Below are 25,121 nucleotides of genomic sequence, written 5' to 3' on the forward strand. Positions count from 1 at the left end.
CATGACACTGAACTCTATCGGCGATCTGGCCCGCGGCCTCACGCTCAGGACCCGCAGCACCGAGATTAAATCTCAGATCGAATCCCTGTCCTATGAAATGTCTACTGGCCAAGCGCAGGATATCTCGGGCCGATTGGCCGGTGATTACTCACATCTGTTGGATCTGGATCGCAACCTTGAACGGCTTGACGGGTTTTCGATCGCCACTGCCGAGGCAAAACTGTTCACGGACGCGATGCAATTAAGCCTTACCACTTTCAGCGACTCGGTGGTTGAGATGTCCGCCTCGCTGCTGTCATTTGGTACAGCCAACCAAACCGTGACGCATGAACAGGCTTCGGTTCAGGCCCGGAATGAGCTTGATACCATGATCTCAGCGTTAAATACGCGTGCCGGAGGGCGCAGCCTCTATTCCGGAACAATGACCGACAATACTCCGCTGCCTTCTGCTGAAATGCTTCTTGGGGCCTTGCAAGCCGAGTTGATTGGCCTGGTTGGCGTAACAGACATTCGACAGGCTGCAGAAGATTGGTTCGACGATCCATCTGGATTTGATGCGGTCATATATCAGGGTGGTGCCGATACGCTTGCTCCGATGCAGATATCCGAGAACGAACACATCACTCTGCCAATCACTGCGTCTGATCCCACGTTGAAGGCTGCGATGCGCGACGTGGCTATCGCCGCATTAGCTACGGATGAAACATTGGGATGGGCGCCCGAATTGCGAACGGCCCTGTTCACTCAGCTCGGTGTGGATTTGGCAAATGCGCAGGATGCGACAGTAAATTTGCGCGCGGAGGTTGGTGCAGCAGAGGCGCGAATCGAGCAGGCAGCGACGCGTAACGCAGCCGCTAAAACCAGTGCGGAATATGCGCGGAATGAATTGATCGCTGCAGGCCCGTACGAAACTGCAGCAAGGTTGCAAACTGTGCAGTTCCAACTGGAAAGCCTCTATTCCGTGACCGTACGCAACTCCAATCTATCGCTGGTGAATTTCCTCAAATGAAAATTCTCGCATTTCTTTTGATCATTCTGCCCTGTATCGCCAATGCCGGCGCTATCCGCTTGAAAGACCTGGTGGATTTTGACGGTGTTCGTGGAAATGATCTGGTCGGATATGGCCTAGTTGTGGGCTTGAACGGGACCGGTGATGGGCTGCGCAACTCTCCCTTCACCGAAGAGATCATGTCCAACATTCTTGAGCGGTTGGGCGTAAACGTAAACGGCGAAGACTTTCGCCCGAAGAACGTCGCCGCCGTGCTGGTTACGGCCACCTTGCCGCCATTCGCACGCGTCGGTGGTCAGATTGATGTGACAGTTTCCGCCATTGGCGACTCCAAGGGCCTATTAGGCGGTACATTGATCATGACTCCGCTGAACGCTGCGGATGGGCAAATCTATGCGGTGGCACAAGGAACGGTGCTGGCTGGCGGCGCAGCGGTCGAGGGTGACGCTGCCTCGGTCGTCAGCGGAGTGCCGACATCAGGTGTCATACCCTCGGGCGCGCGTGTGGAGCGTGAAATTGATTTTGAGCTTTCCGATCTGAACCAGCTTAGACTGGCATTGCGCGAACCGGATTTCACCACCGCAAGCCGCATCGAAGCCGCCATCAACACTGAGTTTAATCGCGCCGTCGCACTCATGCGCGATTCCGGCACTGTCGAGCTAAGCATCGACGCAACGCGAGCTGTTTCAACCGCCCATGCCATTGGCCGGATCGAGAACATTCTGGTCGAACCAGAGAGCAAGGCCCGTGTCGTGGTGGATCAGAGATCAGGCACGATTGTCATGGGCCGGGATGTCAGGATTTCACGCGTCGCGGTATCGCAGGGCAATCTGACCCTCACGGTCGAAGAAGCTCCGATCGCAGTTCAGCCCAACCCGTTTGCGCAGGGGGAAACGGTCGTGGTTCCGCGCACCATTGCCGGGATCGAGGAAGAAGAAGGAACCGGCCTTGCTGAAATACCAGAAGCGACCACTTTGTCCGAGGTGGTCGCCGGGTTGAACGCGCTAGGCGTGTCGCCTCGCGACATGATTGACATATTGAAAACCATCAAAGCCGCCGGGGCGTTACATGCTGAATTCATTGTGCGATGAACAATGAACCGGTCTACTTAGATTTCCAACTGTCCAGCCAGCGACGGAACCCTTTGCGTTTTTCATCGATTGCGTCCCCGGCGGCATAGAGGCCATCTTCCATGTTCTCCAGAACGGGGTCGATCTTCTTTTGCCGGAACCGGCGCCACCGAACCCAGATGGCCCACACCAGCGCAGCAAACAGCGTCAGAAATATGATGTTGAACCAGGGTATGATGCGAACATCCGGTCCTTCGACATGGCGGATGAACACGGCATTGGGAAAGATCGACATGAACTCATTCCGCCAGCCATAATGCGTCACGACCACCCAATCGGGGTTATCCTTCGTCGATTTTGCATCATTCGCTTCGGTATAAAGGTTCGCCGTGTCGAACTTGAAGTAAGGCGGCCAGCCCCAGCCAGTGTCCTCGTTGCGATAGACAATCGGTTTGCCGTTGGCGCGCACCGCCTGAATGAACTGCACATCGCGGTTTGACAGGCTGGTGGATTGATCCTCAGGCTCGGACCAGAAAATCCGGGTCCAGTCATTTAGGTCCTGACGTTCTTCGTAGGTGTTGACGATCCGCACGATGTCATGCTGCGGCAATGAATACTGCAGGATCGTGGCGATTGCGCCCCAGAAAATGATAATTGTTGCCCATTTCACATAGGCCATGCCGTAACCCTCACATGTAATTCACGATGTAGATCAGCGCGCCAATCGCCACCCAAGGCACAATATAGACACCCAAAATCAATTTGCGCCGGAACGAATTGTCATAGACATGCAGACCGCGCGCGACAAATGCCTCCTTGTTGCCGGTTTTGCCCTTTCTGTCCCACCACGTCTCAAGCTTCCGCCGCCTGATACCGCGCGAGTATAGGGACAGCGCAAAATAGGCAATCGTTTGGACAACCAGCAGGATCAGAAACAGGCGCATTGCTCCGAACATCTCAATCCCTCCCAACCGCGCCCCAAGGGCCAACCCGAGCGATCACTGCTTCGCTCACCCGATCATCACCGCTCATATCCGGCTCATGACCGAACAGTGCCGCGCGAGCACCGGCCTTATCCACCTGATACTCGCGCGCGAGGAAGTCGGCAACATAGGCTTTCTTGCTCTCGGGCCAGGTTTTGTAGGTGCTGTAGAACAGCTCCTTATGACAGATGAACATCTGGCGCGGGTCCAGGGGGGCCAGTTCCGCCAGCAGCATGTTCACCAGATCGCGGTTCGGCGTTTCCGCCGCGCGTAGGGTATAGAAATATGACGGATGGTCCGAGGTAATGCGCGGCCACGGCCCGCCATCTGTTGCCCAGCGCAAGAGCTGCGCAAGGCCGTGATAGGCCTCGGGCAGACGATCCGAGTGATTGCGGGCGAGGCGGCGCATATCGCTGCGGTCAAGCCCGGTCAGATCGACATCCGCATCGGCAGCGGCGTCAATTGTTAGGAAATCCATCTTCTGCTGCAGGATCGCGGCCGCATCCACGCCACGCGCTTTTACAATCGGCTCGACCAGATCGTTATAATCGAGAAACTTGGCAATCTGGTTTCGCTGCGATGGATCAAACGTGTATTTGATCTTCAGATCATCCGGCCTTGCGCCCATGCAGATCGCCGCCGGGTGATCCAGATCGGGAAACAAATAGAGCCCGCCGAAATGCGCCGTCCAGAAATTGCGCTGCTCAAAGGCCGTGTGGCGCAGGTGGACCGGGTTGCGGGTGACGTCGCCGGTTTCCTTGGCGGTTTCGATCATCTTGGCGATCAGAACGTCATCGAACCAAGCATCCTCTTCGGTTTTGAACTGTTCGACCATGCCCGCCAGTTGCTGGGCCTTGCGCAGGGTGCCGCCCGCGGTGTCGGCCTCGATCTCGATCTTGCTCAGGTTCAACAGGTCGCGCGGAGTGTTGAGTTTGATGACCGAGTTCACCAGTTCTCCGGCCACAGCATCGGTGGCGGTCAGGGCAAACAGCTGCGCCTCGTTCATCTCGATGAAGTCGCGCAGGATATCGCGCGAGGTCGAGAATTTGACGTTCAGTAGAGGCGCGCGCTTTTGCTCGGTCGTCAGCAGAATGAACTGCCGGTTGACCCCATTGGGGTTGAGGTAGAGCTCATCCTCCAACTCAATCCCGACCTCTGGCGAATAGCCCGAGATATCAACATGGAAATCCGTCTTCTGCGTCGTTCTACCGGTCAGATGCTGCAACGCGCGGTTATACCGCTCGACCAGAGCCGGGCTGGAGATGTGGACGAGGTTGCCGAACATCAGGCCTTTTTCGATGAGGCGGATCATTGTATCGATGCCTCTCCAATTTCAAATTTTAGCTTTTGCCACTCCTTTTTCAGGAACGACTGCATCATCATTGATAGATCGGTAGGATTGTATCTCTCATTGGTTCTGATGGCGTGCGCTAGGTCGTACATTTTGTCCAGAATTGGCTCAATGTCTTTGTCCTTATGATTGACCATCAGGATAACTGTTTGAACTCTCCTATCAAACTCAAGCAATAAACCGGCTTCGTCTTCTCGATTCGCTTTGGCCATACAAAGAATTTCTACAAATTCTCTTCGTAAGTCTTCGATCCAATCTCTTCGATACTCCGAGACCTTTAAAGCCCGGCGTAAATTCCGTTCTTCAGCGCGATCTTTGGCGGCCTCACTAGCGGCTGCTCTTCTTTCGGCATTGGAGCGTTTTTCTGCTGAATTGGTCGAAACCGTAGTCACCAGCCAAGTTAGCAACGGTATCCCGACTACAGTTAGAAGTTCCTTATGTTGGGAAATCCAAGCGTTCGCGGCAGACAGGAATTCTATTATCGTCACCCCTTCCCCTCCAAATACCGCCGTTTGGCCTCTTCCATCCGGCCCATCTCGCGGACGGCGTTTTCGATGGCAACCTCGTCGCTCTTGTCAGCATAGCGGAACTCACTGTCGGCGTAGCGGTTGATCTCTTGCATCACCATCTCAACCGTGATCGGCTGGCGCAGGTCCTCGATCATGGCCTTCTTGGTGTCGTAGTCGCAGAACAGGAACAGGTCGGGGTTTTCCATCCATTCGTCGGGCAGTTCGAAATCCATCGCACGGACCTTGACCGCATCGGTGATGTTCTTAATGGCACGGCCAGTGAAACGCTCATCGGCCTGTTGGATCGCCTTGAGGTAGGTGCCCAGCTTGGCGATCGTGTCCATCTGGCCGATATCGCCTGAAACGCGGTCATAGACCTGCAGCAGAGCATCCTCATGCGGGCGGGAGTGGCTTTCGAAACTGGCGGCGACGGCCTTTTTGATTTCCTGCGCGGCATAGGCTTCGTGTTCACCTAAGGGTATGTCGTGGTTGCGGCCCATCAGCAGGTGAAGGATGTCGATGTAATCCTCACGCGTTTGCGGCCCGTCCACCAGGAACCGCGCACCCGCCCGCTGGCGCAGGGCGTCGTCTACATTCTCGGGGTAGTTCGAGAACATGCCAAAGGTGCAGTTGCCGCGCACGACGGTGTTGGCGCCGGCAAAGCTCTCCATCAGCACGGCGGTGATTTCCAGCTGCCCGGCTGACGACTGCCGATCGCCGCGCTTGCCCGCAAGCTGGTCGATATCGTCGATTGTGCCGAAACCGATGACCGAAGGGTCGATGATCGTATTGATAAATGCCTTGGCGTTCTGACCGGATTTGCCCTGATAGCTGTCGATATTGTCTGTGCTCAGGTTCTGATAGCGGAACGGATAGCCCGCGTTCTGACAATAGTCATTGATCAGCCCGGCCATCATCTGGATCAGGGTAGTCTTACCGGTGCCGGGTTTGCCATCCCCCATAAAGGTAAAGATGAACCCGCCGAGTTCTGCAAACGGGTTCAAGCGGCGGTCGAAGTCATAGGCCATCACCATCTTGGCCAGCTTCATCGCCTGATACTTGGCGATATGGTTGCCGACCACCTCGTTCGGCTTCTTGAACGTCATGGTCAGGGTGGTGGATTTGGCTTTGGATGCGGGCTCGAACCCTCGGATCGTCAGGTCATCGGCCTCGATGTGCCAGGCAGCATTCTGGAACGGGGCCAGATGGCCTGTGGATTGCGCGCGCAGGGCCACCTTTTCCATCAGTTGCTCGGCATAAGCGCTGGCCGCAGCGATCAAATGCGCATCATCGGGCGCGTGTTTAGCGAGGGTTTGGTCCAGCTCCCACAACGCGCCATGCAGGGCAAGCTGGCCATTGTCGGTCAGAACTTCCTCGATTTCACCAAGATCGACGGTCGTTTCACCAAGATGCGAGGACATCAGATAGGCCAGCGAATTGCCGAATGTGTGGGACGTGATCAGCGCCTCAGCCGTCAGCAATTCCGAGAACTCGGTTTTGCGCGCGGCGGGCAGGTCTCCGGCCAAATTCGCGCGCTTCAGATCTGCCAGCGGGGTTTGGTCTGCATATGCCTCAGCCACGGCCAAAGCGATAGAAATCGCCCGCCGAATAGCCTGCTGTGCGGTGGCCTGCGGTGGCGAGACTAGCGTATCACCATCATCCGACGCCTCTATCCGTTCGACCAGATGCACTCCATCAGCGCGCGCAGTTCGACGTGTCACCAGCCCCGGCGTCGTCGATCTGAACCGCCGACCAGTAGACACCCCCGGAGAGCGTTCAGCGGCCGTTTCAACGGCCTTAGCAATCCGTGGCGTGTGTTCGAACCCGTTCAACAAGGCGGTCGCGGCGGGATAGTGCTTGCGAATGTCGTCCTCACGCAATTCCATCTGATCTGACGTCAAACTCATCTCAAAACCGTCCTTGCTTCATCATTTCAAAAATACTCTCGCCGAAGGCGAAAATCTCAATACCTCAAAACCTGCCCGGCCTTGCTGACCACAAACTTGCGCACATCAGCAAAGCCCGGCGGGTTTCGTTCGGCCAATACTTGAAACGGTCGTTGAGGCAGGATGATCGACCTTTGTGTGCGCGTTGCCCCGGTCTCAGCCCCCTGGCCACCAAACGGGTCCAGCGCGAAGATCTCACGCTCGACGGTCGAGAACCAGCCGGCGCGCTCTTCGATCACCTCCTCGCTTTCAAGTTCCTCGGTGGTCCAGGCCAGCGCCCAATCCTCACCTTGCGGAGACTGTGCGTCCTCCAAAACCTGCCGCAGAGGGCCGGATTGCTCGGTATAGGCTGAGGAATACATCGGCCCGACGTGGATCCGGCGCAGGTGTTTGGGGTGTAGATCGTCGAAATCCTGATCAAAGCCTTTCGCAATCGTCACCAGTTTCAGCCCGCCCAGCGATTGCGCCATCAGATGCGCCTGCACTTCGGGCCAGCGACGCTGGTCTTTAGGCAGGGCCGTTTTTCCGCTATCCTCAAGCTGCATCAGGTAGATGACCGGCAGGTTGATCTGGCTGTCATAGACCGCCCAGTGGATCATGAACTTGCGCCGCTCGCCCTCATTCCCGATCCAGTGACATTCGGGATCGTTGCGGGCCCAGAAAAGCTGACCTTTCAGCAATTCCTCGTAATAGAGCCTCTGTGACAGCGCGAATTGCAGCTTGGTCGGAAGTTCCTGATCGCCAATGATCGTTCGCACCATGTCGGTTTTCAGGTCGTCTTCCGAGGGCATATTCGCCAGATGCACCTGCGCCTGCTGCGCATCATTGGCCATGGTGAGCAACTCGGCCGCTACCGGAAAGCCGCTGTCGCGCTTATCCATGGCAAGGCTGCCAAAGAACCGCCCCGTATCACGCCCAACCAGCAGATATTTCATGGAGAGCGCGCGGAAAGTGTAGAGCAGCCCCGAGAGGTAGCGCGACACGATCCGCACCTCTTGCTTGCTAATCGCGCCCTCCGCCTCCATCGTCGCTGCCACGCGCAGGAGGTGGACGGTGATCACCTCGAATTTGCGGAAATAGCGGCGTGAGGCGAAGGTGTCGGTCAGGCCGACATGGTCTTGGGTGGGGCTTCTATCGGTCATCTTGGAGCGTCCAAGTCCTTCCCGTTTTTGTCGATGTGAAACCACCACCGATATAGCGGCGAGCCAATACTATGCAGCACAACCTCGGGATTAATCCCAACTAAGCGCTGAAAACGAAGCCCCCTCTCGCTACCCCAACTCAGCCAGCACAAAAACCGAATGAGCCAAGCGCCAAAAGCCATCGAAAGCAGTATCTGGATAGTCTCGGGATAGATCGGCTGATGTTCTAATACACCCAACTTTTCCAAAAACTCTGGAACCATAAGTGGACCAAGGCTCAAGACCATCAATACTAATTGCTGGTAAGCGAAACGCACTTAGCCACCATACAAATTCTTATCATGCTTCTCGACAATCGACGCAAACCGGCGGGCAAACCGTTCGTCCGCCTTGGCTTTTTTCTCCAGCACGTCGCGGGCGAAGACCATGTGGTCTTCGTGCGCCTCAAGCATGTCGGCCATTTTCTGGTTGGTCGCGGTGCCGATGGCGGCCATCGCGGTTTGCGCTTCTTGGTCGGTTTGCACGCCGATCTCGTTTATACGGTGGGCCACGTCCTGCTGCTGCGCTGTTTTCAGCGATTTGGTCAGGGCGTCATACAGCACTACGCGCTGTTGCGTGTCTGTCTGCAGCTTGTTGATCAGCACCATCTGCGTCGCCGCCTGGTTTTGCAGTGAGTCAACCCAGGTTTTGCCCTTTTCGATATAGCGCTCCAGCGTCTGCGACTTGGCCAGTTTGACCTGCTCTTCCTGAACCTTGGCGTTGTATTGCTTGTTCAATTCGGCCAATTCAGTCTCTAACTGGGTGCGGGCTGCAGCATCCTGTTCGACGCTGATCTTGTTTTCCAGCGTGATGATGGTCGGATCCATACCCTGAATCTCAGCGCGCAAGGCTTCCAGCTCGGCCACCGTGGCCTCGCGGTCATCCAGCGTAACGGTCAGGTTGTCCTCGACCTTCACGCGCTGTTCTTCCAGCACTGACAGTTGCCCTTCCAGCAGCTTCACGATCACGTCGGATTTGGCAATCAGGTCCTGCAGCTTGTCATCGATATTGGCGGTACGCATGCGCTCTTGCCGCATCGACTCGGATTTGGCCTTGGCGAAGATGCCGACAAACGACTCCCACCCGGTTTTCGAGCGCATCTCGTCGAAATCTTTGGAAAACGCATTGGTGACATCGTCCAGCCCCATGATCAGCTCAGCGATGTTGGCGTTCATCACCTCGGTATGGGCGTGCACGTCTTCAAGTGTGGCATTTTCGATGTCGATATCGGCCTCGGCCGTGCCGATCTTGGCACGGGCTGCTTCGATCCGCGTGGTCAGCCCTTCGATCTGCGATTGGCTTTCGCGGACCTTGGCTTGGGTTTCCTGAATGAGCGCTTCGAATTGCTGGTTCGACATCTGTCCTATTCCTGTTTTTCTTATGTACCCAATAAGATAGGCAATGTTACGACTATTTACATCCCTTTGGATGCTAAATTCCCGCAAAGATTGGCAAATTCGATCATGAATTGAAAGACAGGACAACTCAGGCGCGAGCTTGCGGTACAGGCCGCGTCTCTGATGCAACGCCGCGGTTCGGTTTGTCATGAAACTGAGGTAAAACTGTCATCATCGCGCAACAAACCCGGTTCATCCCACTTGCGTCCAAGTGAGAGAGGATAGCAACCGATGTCTTTGCGCATTGCCTGCCTGACCTCTGCCCTTGCCCTGACCGCCGGTCAGGCTGCGGCAGAGATGAATTTCAACCGAATTGCGTCATTTCCCGTTGTGAAAAACATGGCCGAAGGGGCGGATACCACCCGCGAAACCTCGCCCGAGATCATTGCCGCCACTGCTGATGGCATGACGCTGGTCTACACTGATAGCCCACTGGGTGTGATCGGGATGGTCGATATCACCGACCCCGCGAACCCGGCGCCATTGGGTGCGATGGAGGTGGGCGGTGAGCCGACATCCGTTGGGATAGTTGGTGCGACAGCTTTTGTGGGTGTGAACACATCCGAGAGCTACATTGCCCCTTCGGGCAAGCTGATCTCGGTCGACATCGTGGGCAAGGCCGAAACCGGTGCGTGTGATCTGGGTGGTCAGCCGGACAGCGTCGCAATCGCGCCTGATGGCAGTTTTGTTGCCGTTGCGATCGAAAACGAGCGTGACGAAGACCTGAATGACGGCATCATCCCTCAACTGCCCGCCGGGTCGCTGGCGCTGGTGCCGTTAAAAGACGGTGCTCTGGATTGCGCGGGCATGAAAATGGCCTCGCTGACTGGTCTGGCAGAGGTCGCACCCACCGACCCCGAGCCGGAATTCGTTGACATCAACAGCCTTGGCGAAACCGTCATAACCTTGCAGGAGAACAACCACATCGCGGTTGTCGACAAAGATGGCAAAGTGGTCAGCCATTTCTCGGCCGGCAGCGTGGATCTGGAAGGCATCGACGCCACCGACGAACGCGGCGCGCTGATCTTCACCGAAAGCCAACCAGGCCGCCTGCGTGAACCGGACGCGGTGAAATGGATTGACGACAACCATTTCGCCACTGCCAACGAGGGTGACTACGGAGGCGGCTCGCGTGGTTGGACCATCTTCCACAAGGACGGCACCGTTGTTTACGAGAACGGCACCGAATTCGAGAAAGCCATCATCCAGATCGGCCACTATCCCGACAAACGGTCCGACAGCAAAGGCGTAGAGCCGGAAAGCGTGACAGCAGCCACTTTCGGCGGCACGCCGATGATCTTTGTAGGGGCCGAGCGTGCCTCGGTCGTGGGTGTCTATGACGCTACCGATCCGGCGAACCCAGTGCTGAAACAGCTGCTGCCTTCGGGGGTTGGACCGGAGGGTTATGTGGCGATCCCGGAGCGCAACCTGCTGATCTCGGCCAATGAAAAAGACCTGATCGAAGATGGTGGCCCACGTGCGCATGTCAGCATCTTCGAATATCAGGACGCCCCCGCCAGCTATCCGCATCTGACCTCGGAAGGCACGGATGAACTGATCGGATGGGGTGCTCTGTCAGGTCTGGTCGCTGATGAGGACGGCATGATCTATGCGGTCAATGACAGCTTCTACGGCTTCCAGCCCTCGATCTTCAAGATCGACCCCAAACAGAAGCCTGCTCGCATCGTGGACGTGATCCGCATCCACCGTCAGGACGGCAACCCGGCGCAAAAGCTGGATCTGGAAGGCATCACGCTAGACGGTGAGGGCGGGTTCTACGTCGCCTCCGAAGGCCGCACCGACCGCGTTATCCCGCACGCGATCTATCACGTCAGCGCCGATGGCCTGATCAAGGACCGCAAGGGTGAGATTGGCCTGCCGCCGGAACTGATGGCGGTTGAGAAACGGTTTGGTTTTGAAGGCATCACCAAGGTTGAAGACACCCTTTGGATGGCCGTGCAGCGCGAATGGAAGGACGACCCTGAGAACCACGTGAAACTGGTTTCTTACAATCTCGATACCAGGGAATGGGGTGCCGTACATTATCCCAAGGCGAATCCGGAAACCGGCTGGGTTGGACTGTCGGAAATCGTAGCCTTCGGGGATCATGTCTATGTCATCGAACGCGACAACCAGCATGACCATCGCGCCGTGACCAAGAAAATCTACCGCATTCCGATGTCTGAGATGGTACCTGCCCCGCTGGGCGGCGCGCTGCCCGTGGTCATCAAACAAGAGGTCCGCGACCTGCTGCCTGACCTGACCTCAACTGGCGGTTACGTTCTGGACAAGATCGAAGGCCTGGCCATCCTGCCCTCGGGCGAGGCATTTGTGATGACCGACAATGACGGTGTCGACGATGCCTCGGGTGAGACGATGTTCTGGTCCATCGGGTCGGTGACCGCTGGAAACTAAGCTTGACCCCATCAACAAGAGGCCCCGCGCAAGTGCTGCGTGGGGCTTTTCGTGTCTGGTGCTACGAAAGCTCAGTAGTTCGAATACCGGAAGTTCACCACTTCATCGTTCTGTATCGCGCAATGCGCCTTGATATAGCTGCGCGCATCTGTGCTATCGCTTGAGCGGGCGACCTCAAGATCGATCAGGTCAATGCCATCCGCATTGGTCGTGTAAGACAGCGTGCGCTCGAAATCCACGGCGTAATACCCCTGATTGGACATCGCTGTATGAGTGCGGTGCATACAAAGCCCCACCGCGTTTTCCTCGGGCGAGAGGTGGGGGTGCTTTTGATAATGCGAGCCATGGTGGTGATGGTGCTTCGCGATCGAGGCCCCCAGAACACCAAGCGCGACGCCTGCAATCAGCGCGCCCGCATCGTCTGCTTTCGCAGGCGCGGTGTTTACCGAAGTTATAGCAATTACAGTACAAAAGAGTCCGGCAGAGACAAATTTCGAGCACATTGGACACGGTTTCCTTCTGGCCTATCGATGAACAGGCCCTCCAAGGACCTTTGCCCGAAAAAGACTAACGTGACCGTCGCGCCCATTGCCAGATTTTTTGTGGGAGGTGCTTGCTTTGGGCGGCGCTAAAAACACTTCGCCCCGCGTCTGGAGGAGCGCGGGGCGTGTGAAGCGATAATCCAGAGAGGAGGAGATTATCGCAAAATGGTTAACTGCCTCAGTTCACGGGTTTGGCGTCAACCACGTCCTTTTCGATGGCATTGGCCGAAGAAATCTCGATCCGGCGTGGTTTCAGTGCTTCGGGCACTTCACGCTTGAGATCAATGTTCAGCATGCCGTTTTCATGGCTCGCGCCGGTGACACGCACGTGATCCGCCAGCGCAAAGCGGCGTTCGAACGCGCGGGTGGCGATGCCACGGTGCAGATAGCTGCGGTCTTTGTCCTCGGCGGCTTTCTTGCCTGCGACGACAAGAGAATTCTCTTTCACTTCAACCGTCAGGTCGGCCTCGGAAAACCCAGCAACAGCAACCGAGATGCGATAGGTATCAGCATCTGTCTTTTCGATGTTGTACGGGGGATAGCTGGGCTGAGCCACATCATTGGTCAGCACCCGGTCCATCATGTCTGCGATCTGGTCGAAACCGATGGTTGCGCGGTGAAGTGGTGCAAAATCAAACGTACGCATGTCATATCCTCATCATTGAGCGATTTACGAATTTGCCCTCCGGTATGGACGGGCAGTGTTGCAATCCGGACCCCAGCTTTGGCGATCCGATAAAACTCAGATGGGAAGTAATTGAAGCCGGTTCAAGACCCGCCGGCGCTTAGGAACTTTGCCCCCGAACTGGACTTGGCCGACCCGGGCTGCAATCTGCGGATCGTCGCTGTGGGTCTGGGCGCGTCACGGCGCAAAATCGCTTTCAGATCCGAGACGATATCCGCAAGCTCCATCCCATACCCGATTTTGCGCCGCCCATCTGACGCACCAGCAGACACGACTGACAAGATTTGCCAACGCGGGCCCTTTTTCGCCAGTATAGCAGAGCCCGAAGACCCGAAAGTGATGTCGCAATCAAAGCTGATCAGACCCTGCCCACGTTGCAAAATGCGGCAAGAGCGCTGGCGCATGATCGCGTCGGCCCTGCCCTGCCCATACGAGGCAACGCTGATCTCACTGTCACTGATACGACCACTGTGAAGGGCGAACGGATCCGCTATCGAATACGGAATCGGCTCTTCCAGCCGCATCAGAGACACATCAATTCGAACACGCGGTGCCGAAACAGGCGCATTGGCGACAAAATCGGGATGAGTCGCAATCTGGATAACCTTGCGTTCGGCCAGAGCCTCACGATCACTCAGCCCGGCGCGGAATGTGACCTCGCCCGGGGCATAGGGTTTTCCGGTGGCTTTGCTCACAGCGCAATGCGCGGCTGTAAGAACGATATCCCGCGCGATCAATGTACCGGTGCAAAAGCCCCGATTACCGATGTCCAGACGTCCAACCGCCTCCCATCCGTAAAGATCATCGCGATCTGTCAGGCGCCGTTTGTTGCTGGTTTGGGCCTGCGACGCCGTAGCAAGAACTGAAAATAGCAAAACAATGCTGAGAAATAATCTGGTCATGGTTTAATGAATTTAGCTCCGAGGTTTTTGGTGTTGTTGTCCAATGACGCATTCATGCCGCGGCCTTGTGAAAGCTCGGCCTGCAACAACTCCAATGATTCATCCAAGGCAGTGCCCAGCGCGACGCGTTGGCCCTGTAATTCAGCCTTTGCCGCGACGACCGACACAATGCGGGGCCGTTCGCCCGCAAACGAAAAGATCGGTGCGCCCGAGGCCCCAAAATCGACGTTGCAGGACATGACCAGAATTCCGGCCTGCCGTCCGATGACGGAGCAGACCTCTTGAAGTGATGGCGCTTCGGCGCGGTCATGGGCATATGAGACGACGCCAACCTCTTCGCCCCGGGCGGGGCGGCGTCCGGTTTCAAACGGAATTACGGATGTATTGCGGATCGGCTGCCAGAGCTCGATCAGCGCAATATCGTGGCGTACCCGCGTGGCGGATGAATTGCCCCCGTACACATACTCGGGATGAACAACCGTGCGCCGCGCCGGACGATAGGCCGAGGCCCGCCCCAGACGCCAACCTGCTAGAAATTCGATCCGCGCCGGATTGATGCGCTCTTTCGTGGCCTTGTCGAACAGACAATGCGCCGCCGTCAAAACCAGCGTGGGCGAGATCAGTGAACCGGTGCAAAACCCGGTGCCGTCGATATCCAGACGACCAACCGCCATCCACTCGCGCCCGGCATCGGTGGTCTCAAGGCGTTTCAGCCCGGTATCTTGCGCTTGGCCCGCCAAAGGGAACAAGCCTAATACAATAGCCGTGATCCAGTTGCGCACACAGGTCTCCGGTCATGGGGTCTGACCAAGACTCGTATGCTGTGGGTGGGGCGAAAATAGGGCAATTGGGATCTGCGCAATATTCTCATCAATCTGATGCACGCATGTCGCGATTTGCTAGCGCAATTGGGGTATGCCGCTGGCAACAGCGCGCAGTGCGCGCGGCTCAGGACCACCCGTAGCCCAGTCCAACAGTTCGACCGTGTGGACAACCGGAGTATCGGTTCCGGATCCGATCTGCATCATGCACCCGATGTTGCCCGCCGCGATCACATGAGGATTTCTGGCCTCAAGCGTGCGCACCTTGCGCCGCTTTAGCTGACCGGAAATCTCGGGCTGCATCAGATTGTAGGTGCCCGCGCTTCCGCAACATAAATGGCTATCAGCAGGCTCTAACACAGTAAAACCCGCAGCTTTTAGCAGGTTTTTGGGATGTGCCGTCACCTTCTGCCCGTGCTGAAGAGAGCAGGCCGCGTGGTAGGCGACGACTAGTTCTTTCTTCTCAGCGAACGGCATATCCAACTGCACCAACAGCTCGCTGATATCCAATGCTATGGCCGATACCCGCTCAGCATCCGACGCCAGAGGGTCATTGCGGAACATATGCCCATAGTCTTTGACGGTAGTTCCGCAGCCTGAAGTGTTGACGACGATTGCGTCCAAGCCATCACCATCCATTTCGCGCGTCCAGGCCCGGATATTTGCCGCGGCAGAGGCATGGCTTTCGTTGGTTTTGCCCATGTGATGGGTCAAGGCCCCACAACAACCGGCCCCTTCGGCCACAACGACCTCGCATCCCAATCGGGTCAACAGGCGAATCGTGGCGTCGTTGATTTCGGTGTTAAGCGCCTTTTGCGCACAGCCCGTCATTAGCGCCACGCGTTTAATCTTGGCCCCCTTCGGCGCGAAGCTCTGCGGGTCATCGTTGCGGCTGACGGGTGGAATATGCCTTGGCGCAATATCCAGCATCGCCTTCAGCCGTGCATCCGGCATCAGAAACCGAAACGGACGACCCAGCTTTGCACCAATTAACGCCCATCGAAAGCGCATGGGATAAGGCAGAATTTTGGCCAATATCCAACGCAGCGCCCGGTCCGAGAACGGGCGTTTGTAATTGTCTTCGATATACTCCCGCGCGTGATCCACGAGATGCATGTAATGCACACCCGAAGGGCATGTGGTCAAACAGGCAAGGCAAGACAGGCAGCGGTCGATGTGCTTGACGGTCTTTTCGTCCGGAACACGTTCATTTTCCAACATGTCCTTGATCAAATAGATGCGCCCTCGGGGGCTATCCAACTCATCACCCAGCACCTGATATGTCGGGCAGGTTGCAGTGCAAAATCCGCAGTGAACACAATTCCGGAGTATTTCGTTCGACCGCTGGATCGCGGGGTCCCGCAACTGTTTCTCGGTAAATGTCGTCTGCATCGCCTACCCCATCAGCCCTGGATTGAACACGCTTCGAGGGTCAAATCTATGACGAATAGCCTTTATTAGAGCCTGAACTTGCTTGGTTTCGGGCTGGAAACGGCCCAATGCGCTGATCGTTTCAGCCTTTGCACGTACCAGCGTAGCATGCCCGTCAAAGTGACCCAGTCGCGCGCGCAGATCGGTGCCCTTGGGTACCAGAGCCCAGATCAATCCGCCGCCCCAGTCAAAGAGCGTTCGATCCGCGTCGATCCGTTCAGCTATACCCGGCGCATCGCCGGGTTTCACCGAAACACGCCAAACATCGCCTTCCAGATTCTGAAATCCACGCACATCGCGAAGATCGGCCCAACAGGTCCCTGAGTCCTCCAACTCGGCGCATTCACCCCCCAGAATTTCGCGCAATCGGCCTGTCCGATAGGCAACCGAGTCGGCAAATCCCTCGATCCGCAGCAATGCCTGACCAACCTGCTGATCATACGCCGCGCCGCTCACTTCGAAGGGGGATTTCAGAGCAGCAGACATAAGGCCAACTGCGGTTTCCACATTGGGGGCCCTAGCCGCCAAAGTGGTCTCGGTTTCAGGCTTGGGCAGTACTTTCAACGAAACCTCAGACAACACACCCAGCGTGCCCCAGGACCCGGCCATCAGCTTGACCAGATCGTATCCGGTGACATTCTTCATCACCCGACCGCCATTTTTGATCACCTGCCCCAGCCCATCGACATAGCGAACGCCCAGCAGGAAATCCCGACACGCTCCAGCCTGAATTCTGCGCGGCCCTGAAATGTTGGCCGCAACAACGCCGCCAATCGTCGGCTCACCTGAGGTGCCCAGTAACCCGCGATGATCCATGGGCTCGAACGCCAGTTGCTGGCCCTCGGCTTCCAGCGCTGCCTCGACCTCGGCTACAGAGGTTCCGGCATGCGCGACCAGGGTCAAAGCGCCCGGTTCATACAATGTTATACCACTAAGACCCGATACGTTCAGTACGGCCTCAGACCCATCCACACCGCGTGTGCCGCCACCGGTGACGCGTACGGGGCCGTTTAGCCCCGCGACGATCTCTGCAAGTTCAGCCTCAGTTTCCGGTTTCATATGCTTCATCTTTTCAAAAAAAATACTCAGGAGTAAGGAGTCGAGCCCGCTTACTCAGCCGCCATCCGACGCGCGGCAGATGTCTCAAGCGGGAACACCTTAGCCGGGTTTAGCAGCCAGTCAGGATCGAACACATCTTTCACCGCCATCTGCGCCTCAAGATCCTCAGGCGCATATTGGTGGGTCATCAGATCACGCTTTTCGATGCCCACGCCATGCTCACCGGTCAGGCAGCCCCCCGCATCGACACAAAGCTTCAAGATATCCGCGCCAAACGCCTCACATTTCTCAAGATCACCAGGCTTGTTGGCATCAAATAGGATCAAGGGATGCATATTACCGTCACCAGCATGGAACACATTGCCAACAGGCAGACCATAATCTTTGCTCAGCTCCCCAATCCGGCGCAGGACGAAAGGCAGCGATGAGACCGGAATCGTCCCATCCAAGCACATATAATCATTGATCTGACCCATTGCGCCAAAGGCCGATTTCCGTCCCAGCCAGATACGCGCGCTTTCGTCAGCTGATTGGCTTTCGCGCAGCTCAACCGGATTATGTCGCTTGGCGATCTCGATGATCTTTGACAGCTGACTATCGATTTCAGCGTCCGATCCTTCAACCTCGACGATCAACAATGCCTCACAATCGGGATAGCCCGCATGGGCGAAATTCTCGCAAGCCCGGATGCACAGTCGGTCCATAAACTCGATCGCGACTGGTAAAATGCCCGATTTGATAATGTCAGAGACACATTGGCCTGCCACTTCGTTGTCATCAAAGCCCATCAGCACGGGCCGCGCCCCTTCGGGTTTGCGCAGGATGCGCAACGTCGCTTCGGTTACGATACCCAGCTGCCCTTCGGACCCGCAGATAACACCCAACAGATCTAACCCGCCTGAATCCAGATAAGTGCCGCCAATTTCAACTACGCTGCCATCCATCATGACCATGGTCACTCCCAACAGATTGTTGGTCGTCACCCCGTATTTAAGACAATGTGCCCCACCGGAATTCATCGCGATATTCCCAGCGATGGCACAAGCAAGCTGGGATGAGGGATCGGGGGCGTAAAAGAAATCCTCTTCTTCGACGGCACCGGTCACACTCAAATTGGTTCGGCCGGATTGCACCTTGATGAACCGATTGTCGTAATCGACTTCAAGCACTTCATTCATCCGTGCGACGCCGAGAATAACACAATCTGCAGTCGGCAGCGCGCCACCCGCCAATGACGTGCCTGCCCCGCGCGGCACGACCGGCACACCTAGTTCATGGCAAATGCGCAAAACATCGGAAACCTGTAGCGTGGTCGAAGGCAATACTGCCAGCATCGGCGGACATTTATAGGCGGTAAGCGCATCGCATTCATAGGCCCGGGTCTCGGCCTCGTCATGGATCACAGCATCCTTTGGCAGCACCTGCTGTAGCCGCGTGACCAATGCTTGCTTACGCGCCAAGACATCCGGATTTGGTATCGGCATTTCCATCGCTGATCTCCCATCTGGTAAAATTATATTACCAATCATACCGGCTGGCAAGTTTCTGAATCCATCAATAGTGTCGCGCTATGACCTGGATCGACCGCGCATTGCTGTTTTCTCCACTAGACTACGCCGCTGTTTTGCTGCTGTTCGCCGCCTGGCTGGGGATTGGGTGGAAGATCGAGAATCCGTCCCCTCAGAAACCGTCTGTCTCATTGATGATGGATGATTATCGCAATGCCTGGATGCGCGAAATGGTGACCCGCCAGCCGCGTGTTTTTGATGCACAAGTGATCTCGGCCATGCGTCAGGGCAGTACGTTCTTTGCATCAACAATCATGATTGCAATTGGTGGCGGTCTGGCGCTGCTTGGCAATACTGAACGCCTTGCCGGTGTTGCCGAAGATCTTGCGATTGGACGCGCGCCAGCGATGGTGTGGGAAGTCAAGATACTGATTATTCTTCTTTTTCTGTCGAACGCGTTTCTGAAATTTGTTTGGTCTCATCGCCTGTTTGGATATTGCGCCATCCTGATGGCCGCCGTCCCAAACGATCCCGATCATCCACAGGCCTATGCCCGTGCCGCTCAAGCAGCCGATATCTGCATCACGGCGGCACGCAGTTTTAATCGTGCCTTACGGGCCACCTACTTTGCATTGGCTTCTATTGCCTGGATATTGGGGCCAGCAGCGTTGATACTGAGCTCGATAGTCACATTCGGCGTCCTCTATCGGCGCGAATTTGCCTCGCAGTCGCGAATCGTCATGATGACAGCACCACCAAACACAGAGTCGTGATCGCAATGCGGTGCCCGAGCGCATAGTTTAGCCCCATGCGCTATCTGATTCTCAGCACCCTACTAGCCAGCCCCGCTTTTGCCGACCCTCCGACGATCGAACAGGTCTCGGCTCGCTTGAGCGGAGATACCTGGCGGTTCGACGTCACGATCCGTCATCCTGATACAGGTTGGGACGACTACGCCGATGGCTGGCGGGTGCTGGATATGCAAGGAAACGAGTTGGGGATGCGCGTGCTGCATCACCCTCATGTCGATGAGCAGCCTTTTACCCGATCTCTGGGCGGGGTGGTTATCCCCGACGGAACCACGCAGGTGCAAATTCAGGCCCGCGACAATGTCGGGGGCTGGAGCGTAGACACGACCGTGGTCGATCTGAACTAACGCTCAGAACACCCCAAGGCTAAGACCAGCCGCCAAGGCAGCACCGATCTCGCGGCAGGTTTCAAGTTGCTCCTGTGGTATGGTTTTTTTGGCCAGGATAGCTTCGGGCGTTTGCGCATGCGTGCAGATGATCAGTGGCGGTTGCACTTCTTTCAGACGCCACCCCGTTGCGATCCGTGCCATCTGGCGCGCGGCATTTTCACCATCTGATCCGGCGCATATCATCTGCGCATAGGGACGCCCTTCGACTTGACCAAGCACTGGATAATAGCAGCGGTCGAAAAATTCTTTCATCAGACCAGAAATCGCCGCCAGATTTTCGGGCGCGCAAAAGATATAACCGTCAGCCGCCAACATATCCTCAGGTTCGACCTGATCGGCGGTTTTTAGAATTGTATCAGCTTCATCGTGCGCGGCCGCGGCGGCAGCCTCAGCCATCTGGCGCGCGCCGCCCGTACGGGAATGATAAACGATCAAAAGCTGCGCCATGTCAGACCCGGTGATAAGGGCCGCCCGACAGGATCGTTGCGGCCCGATACAGTTGTTCGGCCAGCATCACACGGACCAACATATGAGGCCAGACCATCGACCCGAAGGAGATGGAAAAATCGGCCTCAGCCCTCAGATTAGGGTCTATTCCGTCCGCTCCACCGATGATCAACGCCAAATCCTGACGCCCTGCATCACGCCACCCACCTAGTTTTTTAGCAAAATCAGGAGACGACATGACCCGCCCACGCTCGTCCAGCGTGCAGATCACAGCGCCTTTGGGCAGCGCCTTACGCAACAGCGCGGCTTCTGCCCCCATGCCAGCGTTTTTCTTATCCTCGACCTCGATCACCCGTGCCGGACCAAGGCCCAAGCTTCGGCTGGTCCGGTTAAATCGGGTCAGGTAATCATCAAGCAGGGACTTCTCCGGTCCGGCGCGCAATCGCCCGACCACAACTATGCTGATACGCATATCTCTCTCGCCTCCGGCCTGTTAATGCAGACCGGGATGGCGCCTCAGTTCGCCGAGGCGCTGCCGCCCTGGGGCAGCCACATCTTTTCCAGCTGATAGAATTCGCGCACTTCAGGGCGGAAGATATGAACGACCACGTCGCCCGTATCGATCAACACCCAGTCGCCGGCATCCTTGCCTTCGACCTTCGAGGTGAAACCGAATTCCTGCTTGATGCGATCCGTCAGCTTTTCCGCCATGGCCGAAACCTGTCGGGTCGACCGGCCCGAGGCAATCACCATGTGATCCGCAACAGAAGACTTACCTTGCAGGTTGATCTGCACGACGTCTTCGGCCTTGTCATCGGAAAGTGAGGAAAGGATACGCTCAAGCAGCTTGTCGCTGATTGACTGAGAGTGGGCCATTACACTGGCCCCATCATCGGCGGGCAAACCCGCCTGTGTATGTAGAGACAGGACATAGTCCTCCTTTGCTGCGCGCCGCCAAACCCCGGCGCCGGGGTACTAATAAGGTAACAAGGGGATTGCAACATTTCAATGAAAGGGCTGGTTTGCGCTGTGACATCCCCTCACTCTTTGGCGAGCTGTTGCGCCTCTGCGTCGTCGGGCAGCAGGCGCACTTCGCGCTGCGGGAAGGGCAACGAGATATCTTCGGCCTGAAACGCGTCCCATAACGCAAGGTAGACATTGCCCCGTATATTGGTCAGCCCCTTGGTCGGATCACTGATCCAGAACCGCAGAACATAGTCTACGCTGCTGTCGCCAAAACCGGTGATGTGACAAACCGGTTCATGCTTGCCGCCGCTTAGCACCCGTTTGACCATCTTGACCGACCGGATCGCCGTTGCGCGCACCTTGTGCGGATCGTCGTCGTAGCTGGTGCCAAATTCCAGATCCAACCGAACGAACTTGTCCGAGTGTGACCAGTTCACCACCTGATTGGTGATTAAATCCTCGTTCGGGATCAGGTATTCGCGCCCGTCTCGGGTAACGACCGAGACATATCGTGCGCCCAGTGCATTGATCCAGCCGAACGTGTCGCCCAGCGAGATCACATCGCCCGGTTTGATCGACCGGTCCATCAGGATGATGATGCCTGATATTAGGTTCGAGACGACCTTTTGCAGTCCAAACCCTATCCCCACACCAATTGCACCAGACAACAGCGCGATCCCCGTCAAGTCAAAGCCAAGCGTCCGGATCGCGGCCATGAACACCGCACCATAAAGCAGCACCTGAATGCCCTTGGCCAGCAACACCTGCATCGAAGGTGTGATGTCATCATTGGCTTTCAATCCGCGCTCGGCCGCGCGGGTCCCGATCCGTGCAAGTGTCAGCAGGATGCCGATCAGCAGAACAGCCTTGATGATCCCCAAAGCCGAGATATGCAGATCGCCGATCGAGATCGCCACACCGTCAAGGAATTCGGCCACGTCATCCGTCAACCCCAGCGCAATCAGCGTTGCATAGACCCACATCGACCACTTGAAGATCTGCCGCAGTGTCCTGTTGCGCACCAACCGTGAGACCAGCGCGATCGCCAGCCAGGCCAGCGCAAGCGTTGCAAAAACACCGATGATATAGCTGCGCGAAGGCCATGTTGTCTGCTGCATGACCCAATAGAGCCCCCAGGACAGCAAGACGAAGTAAACCAGTGTTAGACGCCGCATGAACTGAATTAGAATGCGCAATCGCCATTTCGGCCAACCAGTGCGGGCACGGGCCCATGCATCCCATCGCTTTTGCGTCAAAAGTTTCAGCAGAAACGCCAACGCCCACAGAAACAGGATGATCACCAACTGATATTGGCGCCAGCCGGGTGTGACGATCAGTTCGATCAGGGTCGCAAACTGTGCTGAAAAGGCTGCCGTCATGTTGGCATAAAGCTCGGACAGCGTTTCCGGTAGCAGATCCTGGTTCATGCCTGCCAGCTTGGCCATCCGCGTGAAGGGATGCAAGCCCGCAGCCGGATTGCACCTTGATTGACAGCAAACCCCGTTATATCTGAGGCGCATGAGACTCAATGTGGCCCAAGAACAGAATCTGGAAGACCGCGCGCGCCTGCGTGAACGGTTCTTTGGGGCTGCCCGCACGGTTCTGGCCCGCCTATCCGCGGCCTAAGCCACCTCGCCAGCTATTTCGCATTACATACGGGGAGAGGACCAATGTCCCCCAAAACACTCTATGACAAAATCTGGGATGCCCATGTCGCGCATGAAGCCGATGATGGCACCTGCCTGCTCTATATCGACCGCCATCTCGTGCACGAAGTCACCAGTCCGCAAGCGTTCGAAGGTCTGCGTATGGCAGGCCGCAAGGTGCGCGCACCGGAAAAGACGATCGCTGTACCGGACCACAACGTTCCGACCACCCCGGACCGCGTGAACGGGATCGAAAACCCGGAATCGCGTATTCAGGTCGAAGCGCTGGACAAGAACGCCAAGGATTTTGGCATTCACTATTATCCTGTGCATGACGTGCGTCAGGGCATCGTGCACATCGTCGGCCCCGAACAGGGCTGGACCCTGCCCGGCATGACGGTTGTGTGCGGCGACAGCCACACCGCCACCCACGGCGCGTTTGGTGCGCTAGCGCATGGTATTGGCACGTCTGAGGTTGAGCACGTTCTGGCCACCCAAACCCTGATCCAGAAGAAATCCAAAAACATGAAGGTGGAAATCACTGGCAAATTGCAGCCGGGTGTAACCGCCAAGGATATCACTCTGGCCGTGATTGGCGAGACCGGTACTGCTGGTGGCACCGGCTATGTCATCGAATATTGCGGCAAAGCGATCCGGGACCTTTCGATGGAAGGCCGCATGACCGTCTGCAACATGGCGATCGAAGGTGGCGCGCGCGCTGGTTTGATCGCACCGGATGAGACCACGTTCGAGTATGTCAAAGGCCGGCCTCATGCGCCGAAAGGTGCCCAGTGGGAAGCCGCGATGGACTGGTGGAAGAAGCTTTACACCGACGAAGGCGCTCATTTCGACAAGGTCGTGACACTGCGAGGCGAAGACATCGCTCCGGTCGTGACCTGGGGCACGAGCCCCGAGGATGTTCTGCCGATCACAGCGTCTGTACCGCATCCCGAGGATTTTGAAGGCGGCAAGGTCGATGCGGCCCGCCGCTCGATAGAGTACATGGGTCTGGAAGCCGGTCAAAAGCTGAGCGACGTTGAAATCGACACTGTTTTCATCGGCTCTTGCACCAACGGTCGGATCGAAGACCTGCGTGCTGCGGCTGAAATCCTGAAAGGCAAAAAGATCAAGGACGGAATGCGCGCCATGGTCGTGCCAGGCTCGGGTTTGGTGCGTGCACAGGCCGAAGAAGAAGGTTTGGCCGAAATCTTCAAAGATGCCGGGTTCGAATGGCGTCTGGCAGGATGCTCAATGTGTCTGGCGATGAACCCGGATCAACTGCAACCGGGCGAGCGCTGTGCAGCGACCTCGAACCGCAATTTTGAAGGCCGGCAGGGCCGGGGCGGACGCACCCACCTGCTAAGCCCTGCGATGGCTGCCGCGGCGGCAATCACAGGACGGCTGACAGACGTGCGTGAATTGATGTAAGAGTCTCTCATATATAGATATTTGATGGAGAGACTAACATGAGTGATTGGGTCAAGTGGCTGCTGCTGGGACTTTTGTCCATAGCATTCGGGGTGTTCGTACTGGGCGCTCCGGTCGTGGCATCCGTTGCCGTTACGGTAGTGACCGGTGTGTTGCTATTGATTGCGGGCGGATTGCAGATCGTTGGTGGCTTCACGGTTGAAGGCGCTGGCAACAAAATCCTGTCACTCATCATGGGTGCGGTCATGCTGTTCCTGGGCTGGTCCTTTCTGGATCACCCGCTGCAGGGCACGCTGACGCTCGCGACTGTGGTGCTGATCCTGTTCATGGCAGGCGGCATCGCGCGGATCATCCTGTCGTTTCAGATGAAGGGAACACAGTTTTTCTGGCCCACGATGATCTCGGGCATCTTGTCGATCATCCTCGCAGGCATCATCTGGAGCTATGTGGGGCAAGAGCCGCAGGCATTGCTGAGCATACTGGGGATCTTCCTGGGCATTGAGATGCTGTTCAACGGGTTCGGATTGGTCTTCATGGCGTTCTTCGTCAAGAACGCACCCAAGGACGAAACAACAGAAGCGAAAGAAGCTTAAACGCGAGGCAAGGGCGCGGCCCTACCCCGCAGGA

At 56.7% G+C, this 25,121-nt stretch carries 26 protein-coding genes; 8 read left to right on the forward strand and 18 right to left on the reverse strand.

Annotation, left to right across the window (positions count from 1 at the left end):
• The first annotated feature begins 1 nt into the window (after window position 1).
• Window positions 2-1,009, forward strand: coding sequence for a flagellin (locus ACR0B3_RS06440; protein WP_480808335.1), 1,008 nt, complete (start codon window positions 2-4; stop codon window positions 1,007-1,009).
• Complete coding sequence (locus tag ACR0B3_RS06445; RefSeq protein ID WP_480808336.1) at window positions 1,006-2,100, forward strand: flagellar basal body P-ring protein FlgI; 1,095 nt, start codon at window positions 1,006-1,008, stop codon at window positions 2,098-2,100. Before ACR0B3_RS06440 ends, ACR0B3_RS06445 begins: the two co-directional genes overlap by 4 nt.
• Window positions 2,101-2,113: 13 nt before the next feature.
• On the opposite strand, the gene ACR0B3_RS06450 is transcribed toward ACR0B3_RS06445, so the two are convergent.
• The 7 genes from ACR0B3_RS06450 to ACR0B3_RS06480 form a co-directional block, all read right to left on the reverse strand.
• Window positions 2,114-2,758, reverse strand: a complete 645-nt coding sequence (locus ACR0B3_RS06450) for a DUF1523 family protein (RefSeq protein WP_480808337.1) — start codon at window positions 2,756-2,758, stop codon at window positions 2,114-2,116.
• Window positions 2,759-2,768: 10 nt separating this feature from the next.
• Window positions 2,769-3,035, reverse strand: a complete 267-nt coding sequence (locus ACR0B3_RS06455; protein WP_480808338.1) for a hypothetical protein — start codon at window positions 3,033-3,035, stop codon at window positions 2,769-2,771.
• Between the two features lies 1 nt (window position 3,036).
• Entirely contained in the window at window positions 3,037-4,374 is a 1,338-nt protein-coding gene (locus ACR0B3_RS06460) for a DUF6638 family protein (RefSeq protein ID WP_480808339.1), read from the reverse strand.
• Window positions 4,371-4,901, reverse strand: a complete 531-nt coding sequence (locus ACR0B3_RS06465; RefSeq protein WP_480808340.1) for a hypothetical protein — start codon at window positions 4,899-4,901, stop codon at window positions 4,371-4,373. The genes ACR0B3_RS06460 and ACR0B3_RS06465 overlap by 4 nt, the downstream gene beginning before the upstream one ends.
• Window positions 4,898-6,829 carry an AAA family ATPase gene (locus tag ACR0B3_RS06470; RefSeq protein ID WP_480808341.1) on the reverse strand — a complete coding sequence of 644 codons (1,932 nt, stop codon included), beginning with the start codon at window positions 6,827-6,829 and terminating at the stop codon, window positions 4,898-4,900. Before ACR0B3_RS06470 ends, ACR0B3_RS06465 begins: the two co-directional genes overlap by 4 nt.
• 56 nt (window positions 6,830-6,885) lie before the next feature.
• Window positions 6,886-8,010, reverse strand: a complete 1,125-nt coding sequence (locus ACR0B3_RS06475) for a hypothetical protein (protein ID WP_480808342.1) — start codon at window positions 8,008-8,010, stop codon at window positions 6,886-6,888.
• 317 nt (window positions 8,011-8,327) lie between these two features.
• Window positions 8,328-9,407, reverse strand: coding sequence for a hypothetical protein (locus ACR0B3_RS06480; RefSeq protein WP_480808343.1), 1,080 nt, complete (start codon window positions 9,405-9,407; stop codon window positions 8,328-8,330).
• Window positions 9,408-9,677: 270 nt separating this feature from the next.
• Here ACR0B3_RS06480 and ACR0B3_RS06485 point away from each other — a divergent pair, with 270 nt between their 5' ends.
• On the forward strand, window positions 9,678-11,861 hold the full coding sequence (locus ACR0B3_RS06485; protein WP_480808344.1) for an esterase-like activity of phytase family protein: 2,184 nt from the start codon (window positions 9,678-9,680) through the stop codon (window positions 11,859-11,861).
• A gap of 71 nt (window positions 11,862-11,932) precedes the next feature.
• Here ACR0B3_RS06485 and ACR0B3_RS06490 read toward each other — a convergent pair whose 3' ends face one another.
• The 7 genes from ACR0B3_RS06490 to ACR0B3_RS06520 form a co-directional block, all read right to left on the reverse strand.
• Complete coding sequence (locus tag ACR0B3_RS06490) at window positions 11,933-12,364, reverse strand: hypothetical protein (RefSeq protein ID WP_480808345.1); 432 nt, start codon at window positions 12,362-12,364, stop codon at window positions 11,933-11,935.
• 217 nt (window positions 12,365-12,581) lie between these two features.
• Window positions 12,582-13,049, reverse strand: coding sequence for an Hsp20 family protein (locus ACR0B3_RS06495; protein ID WP_480808346.1), 468 nt, complete (start codon window positions 13,047-13,049; stop codon window positions 12,582-12,584).
• A gap of 122 nt (window positions 13,050-13,171) precedes the next feature.
• The gene (locus tag ACR0B3_RS06500; protein ID WP_480808347.1) at window positions 13,172-13,990 is read right to left on the reverse strand and encodes a trypsin-like serine peptidase; all 819 of its coding nucleotides are present in this window, start codon (window positions 13,988-13,990) and stop codon (window positions 13,172-13,174) included.
• Window positions 13,987-14,772, reverse strand: coding sequence for a trypsin-like serine peptidase (locus ACR0B3_RS06505; RefSeq protein ID WP_480808348.1), 786 nt, complete (start codon window positions 14,770-14,772; stop codon window positions 13,987-13,989). The genes ACR0B3_RS06500 and ACR0B3_RS06505 overlap by 4 nt, the downstream gene beginning before the upstream one ends.
• Window positions 14,773-14,889: 117 nt before the next feature.
• Window positions 14,890-16,203 (reverse strand): glycolate oxidase subunit GlcF, encoded by a 1,314-nt coding sequence (gene glcF / locus ACR0B3_RS06510; RefSeq protein WP_480808349.1) that lies wholly within the window; start codon window positions 16,201-16,203, stop codon window positions 14,890-14,892.
• Window positions 16,204-16,206: 3 nt separating this feature from the next.
• Window positions 16,207-17,301: an FAD-binding protein gene (locus tag ACR0B3_RS06515; protein ID WP_480808350.1), complete on the reverse strand. Its 1,095-nt coding sequence runs from the start codon at window positions 17,299-17,301 to the stop codon at window positions 16,207-16,209.
• A 50-nt stretch (window positions 17,302-17,351) separates the two neighbouring features.
• On the reverse strand, window positions 17,352-18,791 hold the full coding sequence (locus ACR0B3_RS06520) for an FAD-linked oxidase C-terminal domain-containing protein (RefSeq protein WP_480808351.1): 1,440 nt from the start codon (window positions 18,789-18,791) through the stop codon (window positions 17,352-17,354).
• 80 nt (window positions 18,792-18,871) lie between these two features.
• Here ACR0B3_RS06520 and ACR0B3_RS06525 point away from each other — a divergent pair, with 80 nt between their 5' ends.
• On the forward strand, window positions 18,872-19,582 hold the full coding sequence (locus tag ACR0B3_RS06525; RefSeq protein ID WP_480808352.1) for a DUF599 domain-containing protein: 711 nt from the start codon (window positions 18,872-18,874) through the stop codon (window positions 19,580-19,582).
• 35 nt (window positions 19,583-19,617) lie between these two features.
• Window positions 19,618-19,965 carry a hypothetical protein gene (locus tag ACR0B3_RS06530; protein WP_480808353.1) on the forward strand — a complete coding sequence of 116 codons (348 nt, stop codon included), beginning with the start codon at window positions 19,618-19,620 and terminating at the stop codon, window positions 19,963-19,965.
• A 3-nt stretch (window positions 19,966-19,968) separates the two neighbouring features.
• On the opposite strand, the gene ACR0B3_RS06535 is transcribed toward ACR0B3_RS06530, so the two are convergent.
• The 4 genes from ACR0B3_RS06535 to ACR0B3_RS06550 form a co-directional block, all read right to left on the reverse strand.
• Entirely contained in the window at window positions 19,969-20,454 is a 486-nt protein-coding gene (locus tag ACR0B3_RS06535; protein WP_480808354.1) for a flavodoxin family protein, read from the reverse strand.
• 1 nt (window position 20,455) lies between these two features.
• On the reverse strand, window positions 20,456-20,926 hold the full coding sequence (rlmH, locus tag ACR0B3_RS06540) for a 23S rRNA (pseudouridine(1915)-N(3))-methyltransferase RlmH (RefSeq protein WP_480808355.1): 471 nt from the start codon (window positions 20,924-20,926) through the stop codon (window positions 20,456-20,458).
• Window positions 20,927-20,970: 44 nt separating this feature from the next.
• On the reverse strand, window positions 20,971-21,330 hold the full coding sequence (gene rsfS / locus ACR0B3_RS06545; protein ID WP_039541351.1) for a ribosome silencing factor: 360 nt from the start codon (window positions 21,328-21,330) through the stop codon (window positions 20,971-20,973).
• 164 nt (window positions 21,331-21,494) lie between these two features.
• Window positions 21,495-22,847, reverse strand: coding sequence for a mechanosensitive ion channel family protein (locus ACR0B3_RS06550; protein ID WP_480808356.1), 1,353 nt, complete (start codon window positions 22,845-22,847; stop codon window positions 21,495-21,497).
• 103 nt (window positions 22,848-22,950) lie between these two features.
• On the opposite strand from ACR0B3_RS06550, the gene ACR0B3_RS06555 reads away from it, so the two are divergent.
• Genes ACR0B3_RS06555 through ACR0B3_RS06565 form a run of 3 tightly spaced genes read left to right on the forward strand, consistent with a single transcriptional unit; the run spans window position 22,951 to window position 25,087 of the window.
• Complete coding sequence (locus tag ACR0B3_RS06555) at window positions 22,951-23,046, forward strand: isopropylmalate isomerase (RefSeq protein WP_260023663.1); 96 nt, start codon at window positions 22,951-22,953, stop codon at window positions 23,044-23,046.
• Between the two features lie 44 nt (window positions 23,047-23,090).
• Complete coding sequence (leuC, locus tag ACR0B3_RS06560; RefSeq protein WP_480808357.1) at window positions 23,091-24,494, forward strand: 3-isopropylmalate dehydratase large subunit; 1,404 nt, start codon at window positions 23,091-23,093, stop codon at window positions 24,492-24,494.
• A 38-nt stretch (window positions 24,495-24,532) separates the two neighbouring features.
• The gene (locus tag ACR0B3_RS06565) at window positions 24,533-25,087 is read left to right on the forward strand and encodes an HdeD family acid-resistance protein (protein WP_010438761.1); all 555 of its coding nucleotides are present in this window, start codon (window positions 24,533-24,535) and stop codon (window positions 25,085-25,087) included.
• The last annotated feature ends 34 nt before the right edge of the window (window positions 25,088-25,121 follow it).

The sequence above is a fragment of the Ruegeria sp. CE9 genome (genome assembly GCF_056537425.1).

Excerpts from the sequence above, each read along its gene's own strand:
- ACR0B3_RS06440 (WP_480808335.1), top strand. The coding sequence starts at position 2 with ATGACACTGAACTCTATCGGCGATCTGGCCCGCGGCCTCACGCTCAGG.
- ACR0B3_RS06445 (WP_480808336.1), top strand. The coding sequence starts at position 1,006 with ATGAAAATTCTCGCATTTCTTTTGATCATTCTGCCCTGTATCGCCAAT.
- ACR0B3_RS06450 (WP_480808337.1), bottom strand. The coding sequence starts at position 2,758 with ATGGCCTATGTGAAATGGGCAACAATTATCATTTTCTGGGGCGCAATC.
- ACR0B3_RS06455 (WP_480808338.1), bottom strand. The coding sequence starts at position 3,035 with ATGTTCGGAGCAATGCGCCTGTTTCTGATCCTGCTGGTTGTCCAAACG.
- ACR0B3_RS06460 (WP_480808339.1), bottom strand. The coding sequence starts at position 4,374 with ATGATCCGCCTCATCGAAAAAGGCCTGATGTTCGGCAACCTCGTCCAC.
- ACR0B3_RS06470 (WP_480808341.1), bottom strand. The coding sequence starts at position 6,829 with ATGAGTTTGACGTCAGATCAGATGGAATTGCGTGAGGACGACATTCGC.
- ACR0B3_RS06475 (WP_480808342.1), bottom strand. The coding sequence starts at position 8,010 with ATGACCGATAGAAGCCCCACCCAAGACCATGTCGGCCTGACCGACACC.
- ACR0B3_RS06480 (WP_480808343.1), bottom strand. The coding sequence starts at position 9,407 with ATGTCGAACCAGCAATTCGAAGCGCTCATTCAGGAAACCCAAGCCAAG.
- ACR0B3_RS06485 (WP_480808344.1), top strand. The coding sequence starts at position 9,678 with ATGTCTTTGCGCATTGCCTGCCTGACCTCTGCCCTTGCCCTGACCGCC.
- ACR0B3_RS06490 (WP_480808345.1), bottom strand. The coding sequence starts at position 12,364 with ATGTGCTCGAAATTTGTCTCTGCCGGACTCTTTTGTACTGTAATTGCT.
- ACR0B3_RS06495 (WP_480808346.1), bottom strand. The coding sequence starts at position 13,049 with ATGCGTACGTTTGATTTTGCACCACTTCACCGCGCAACCATCGGTTTC.
- ACR0B3_RS06500 (WP_480808347.1), bottom strand. The coding sequence starts at position 13,990 with ATGACCAGATTATTTCTCAGCATTGTTTTGCTATTTTCAGTTCTTGCT.
- glcF (WP_480808349.1), bottom strand. The coding sequence starts at position 16,203 with ATGCAGACGACATTTACCGAGAAACAGTTGCGGGACCCCGCGATCCAG.
- ACR0B3_RS06515 (WP_480808350.1), bottom strand. The coding sequence starts at position 17,301 with ATGAAACCGGAAACTGAGGCTGAACTTGCAGAGATCGTCGCGGGGCTA.
- ACR0B3_RS06520 (WP_480808351.1), bottom strand. The coding sequence starts at position 18,791 with ATGGAAATGCCGATACCAAATCCGGATGTCTTGGCGCGTAAGCAAGCA.
- ACR0B3_RS06525 (WP_480808352.1), top strand. The coding sequence starts at position 18,872 with ATGACCTGGATCGACCGCGCATTGCTGTTTTCTCCACTAGACTACGCC.
- ACR0B3_RS06530 (WP_480808353.1), top strand. The coding sequence starts at position 19,618 with ATGCGCTATCTGATTCTCAGCACCCTACTAGCCAGCCCCGCTTTTGCC.
- ACR0B3_RS06535 (WP_480808354.1), bottom strand. The coding sequence starts at position 20,454 with ATGGCGCAGCTTTTGATCGTTTATCATTCCCGTACGGGCGGCGCGCGC.
- rlmH (WP_480808355.1), bottom strand. The coding sequence starts at position 20,926 with ATGCGTATCAGCATAGTTGTGGTCGGGCGATTGCGCGCCGGACCGGAG.
- rsfS (WP_039541351.1), bottom strand. The coding sequence starts at position 21,330 with ATGGCCCACTCTCAGTCAATCAGCGACAAGCTGCTTGAGCGTATCCTT.
- ACR0B3_RS06550 (WP_480808356.1), bottom strand. The coding sequence starts at position 22,847 with ATGAACCAGGATCTGCTACCGGAAACGCTGTCCGAGCTTTATGCCAAC.
- leuC (WP_480808357.1), top strand. The coding sequence starts at position 23,091 with ATGTCCCCCAAAACACTCTATGACAAAATCTGGGATGCCCATGTCGCG.
- ACR0B3_RS06565 (WP_010438761.1), top strand. The coding sequence starts at position 24,533 with ATGAGTGATTGGGTCAAGTGGCTGCTGCTGGGACTTTTGTCCATAGCA.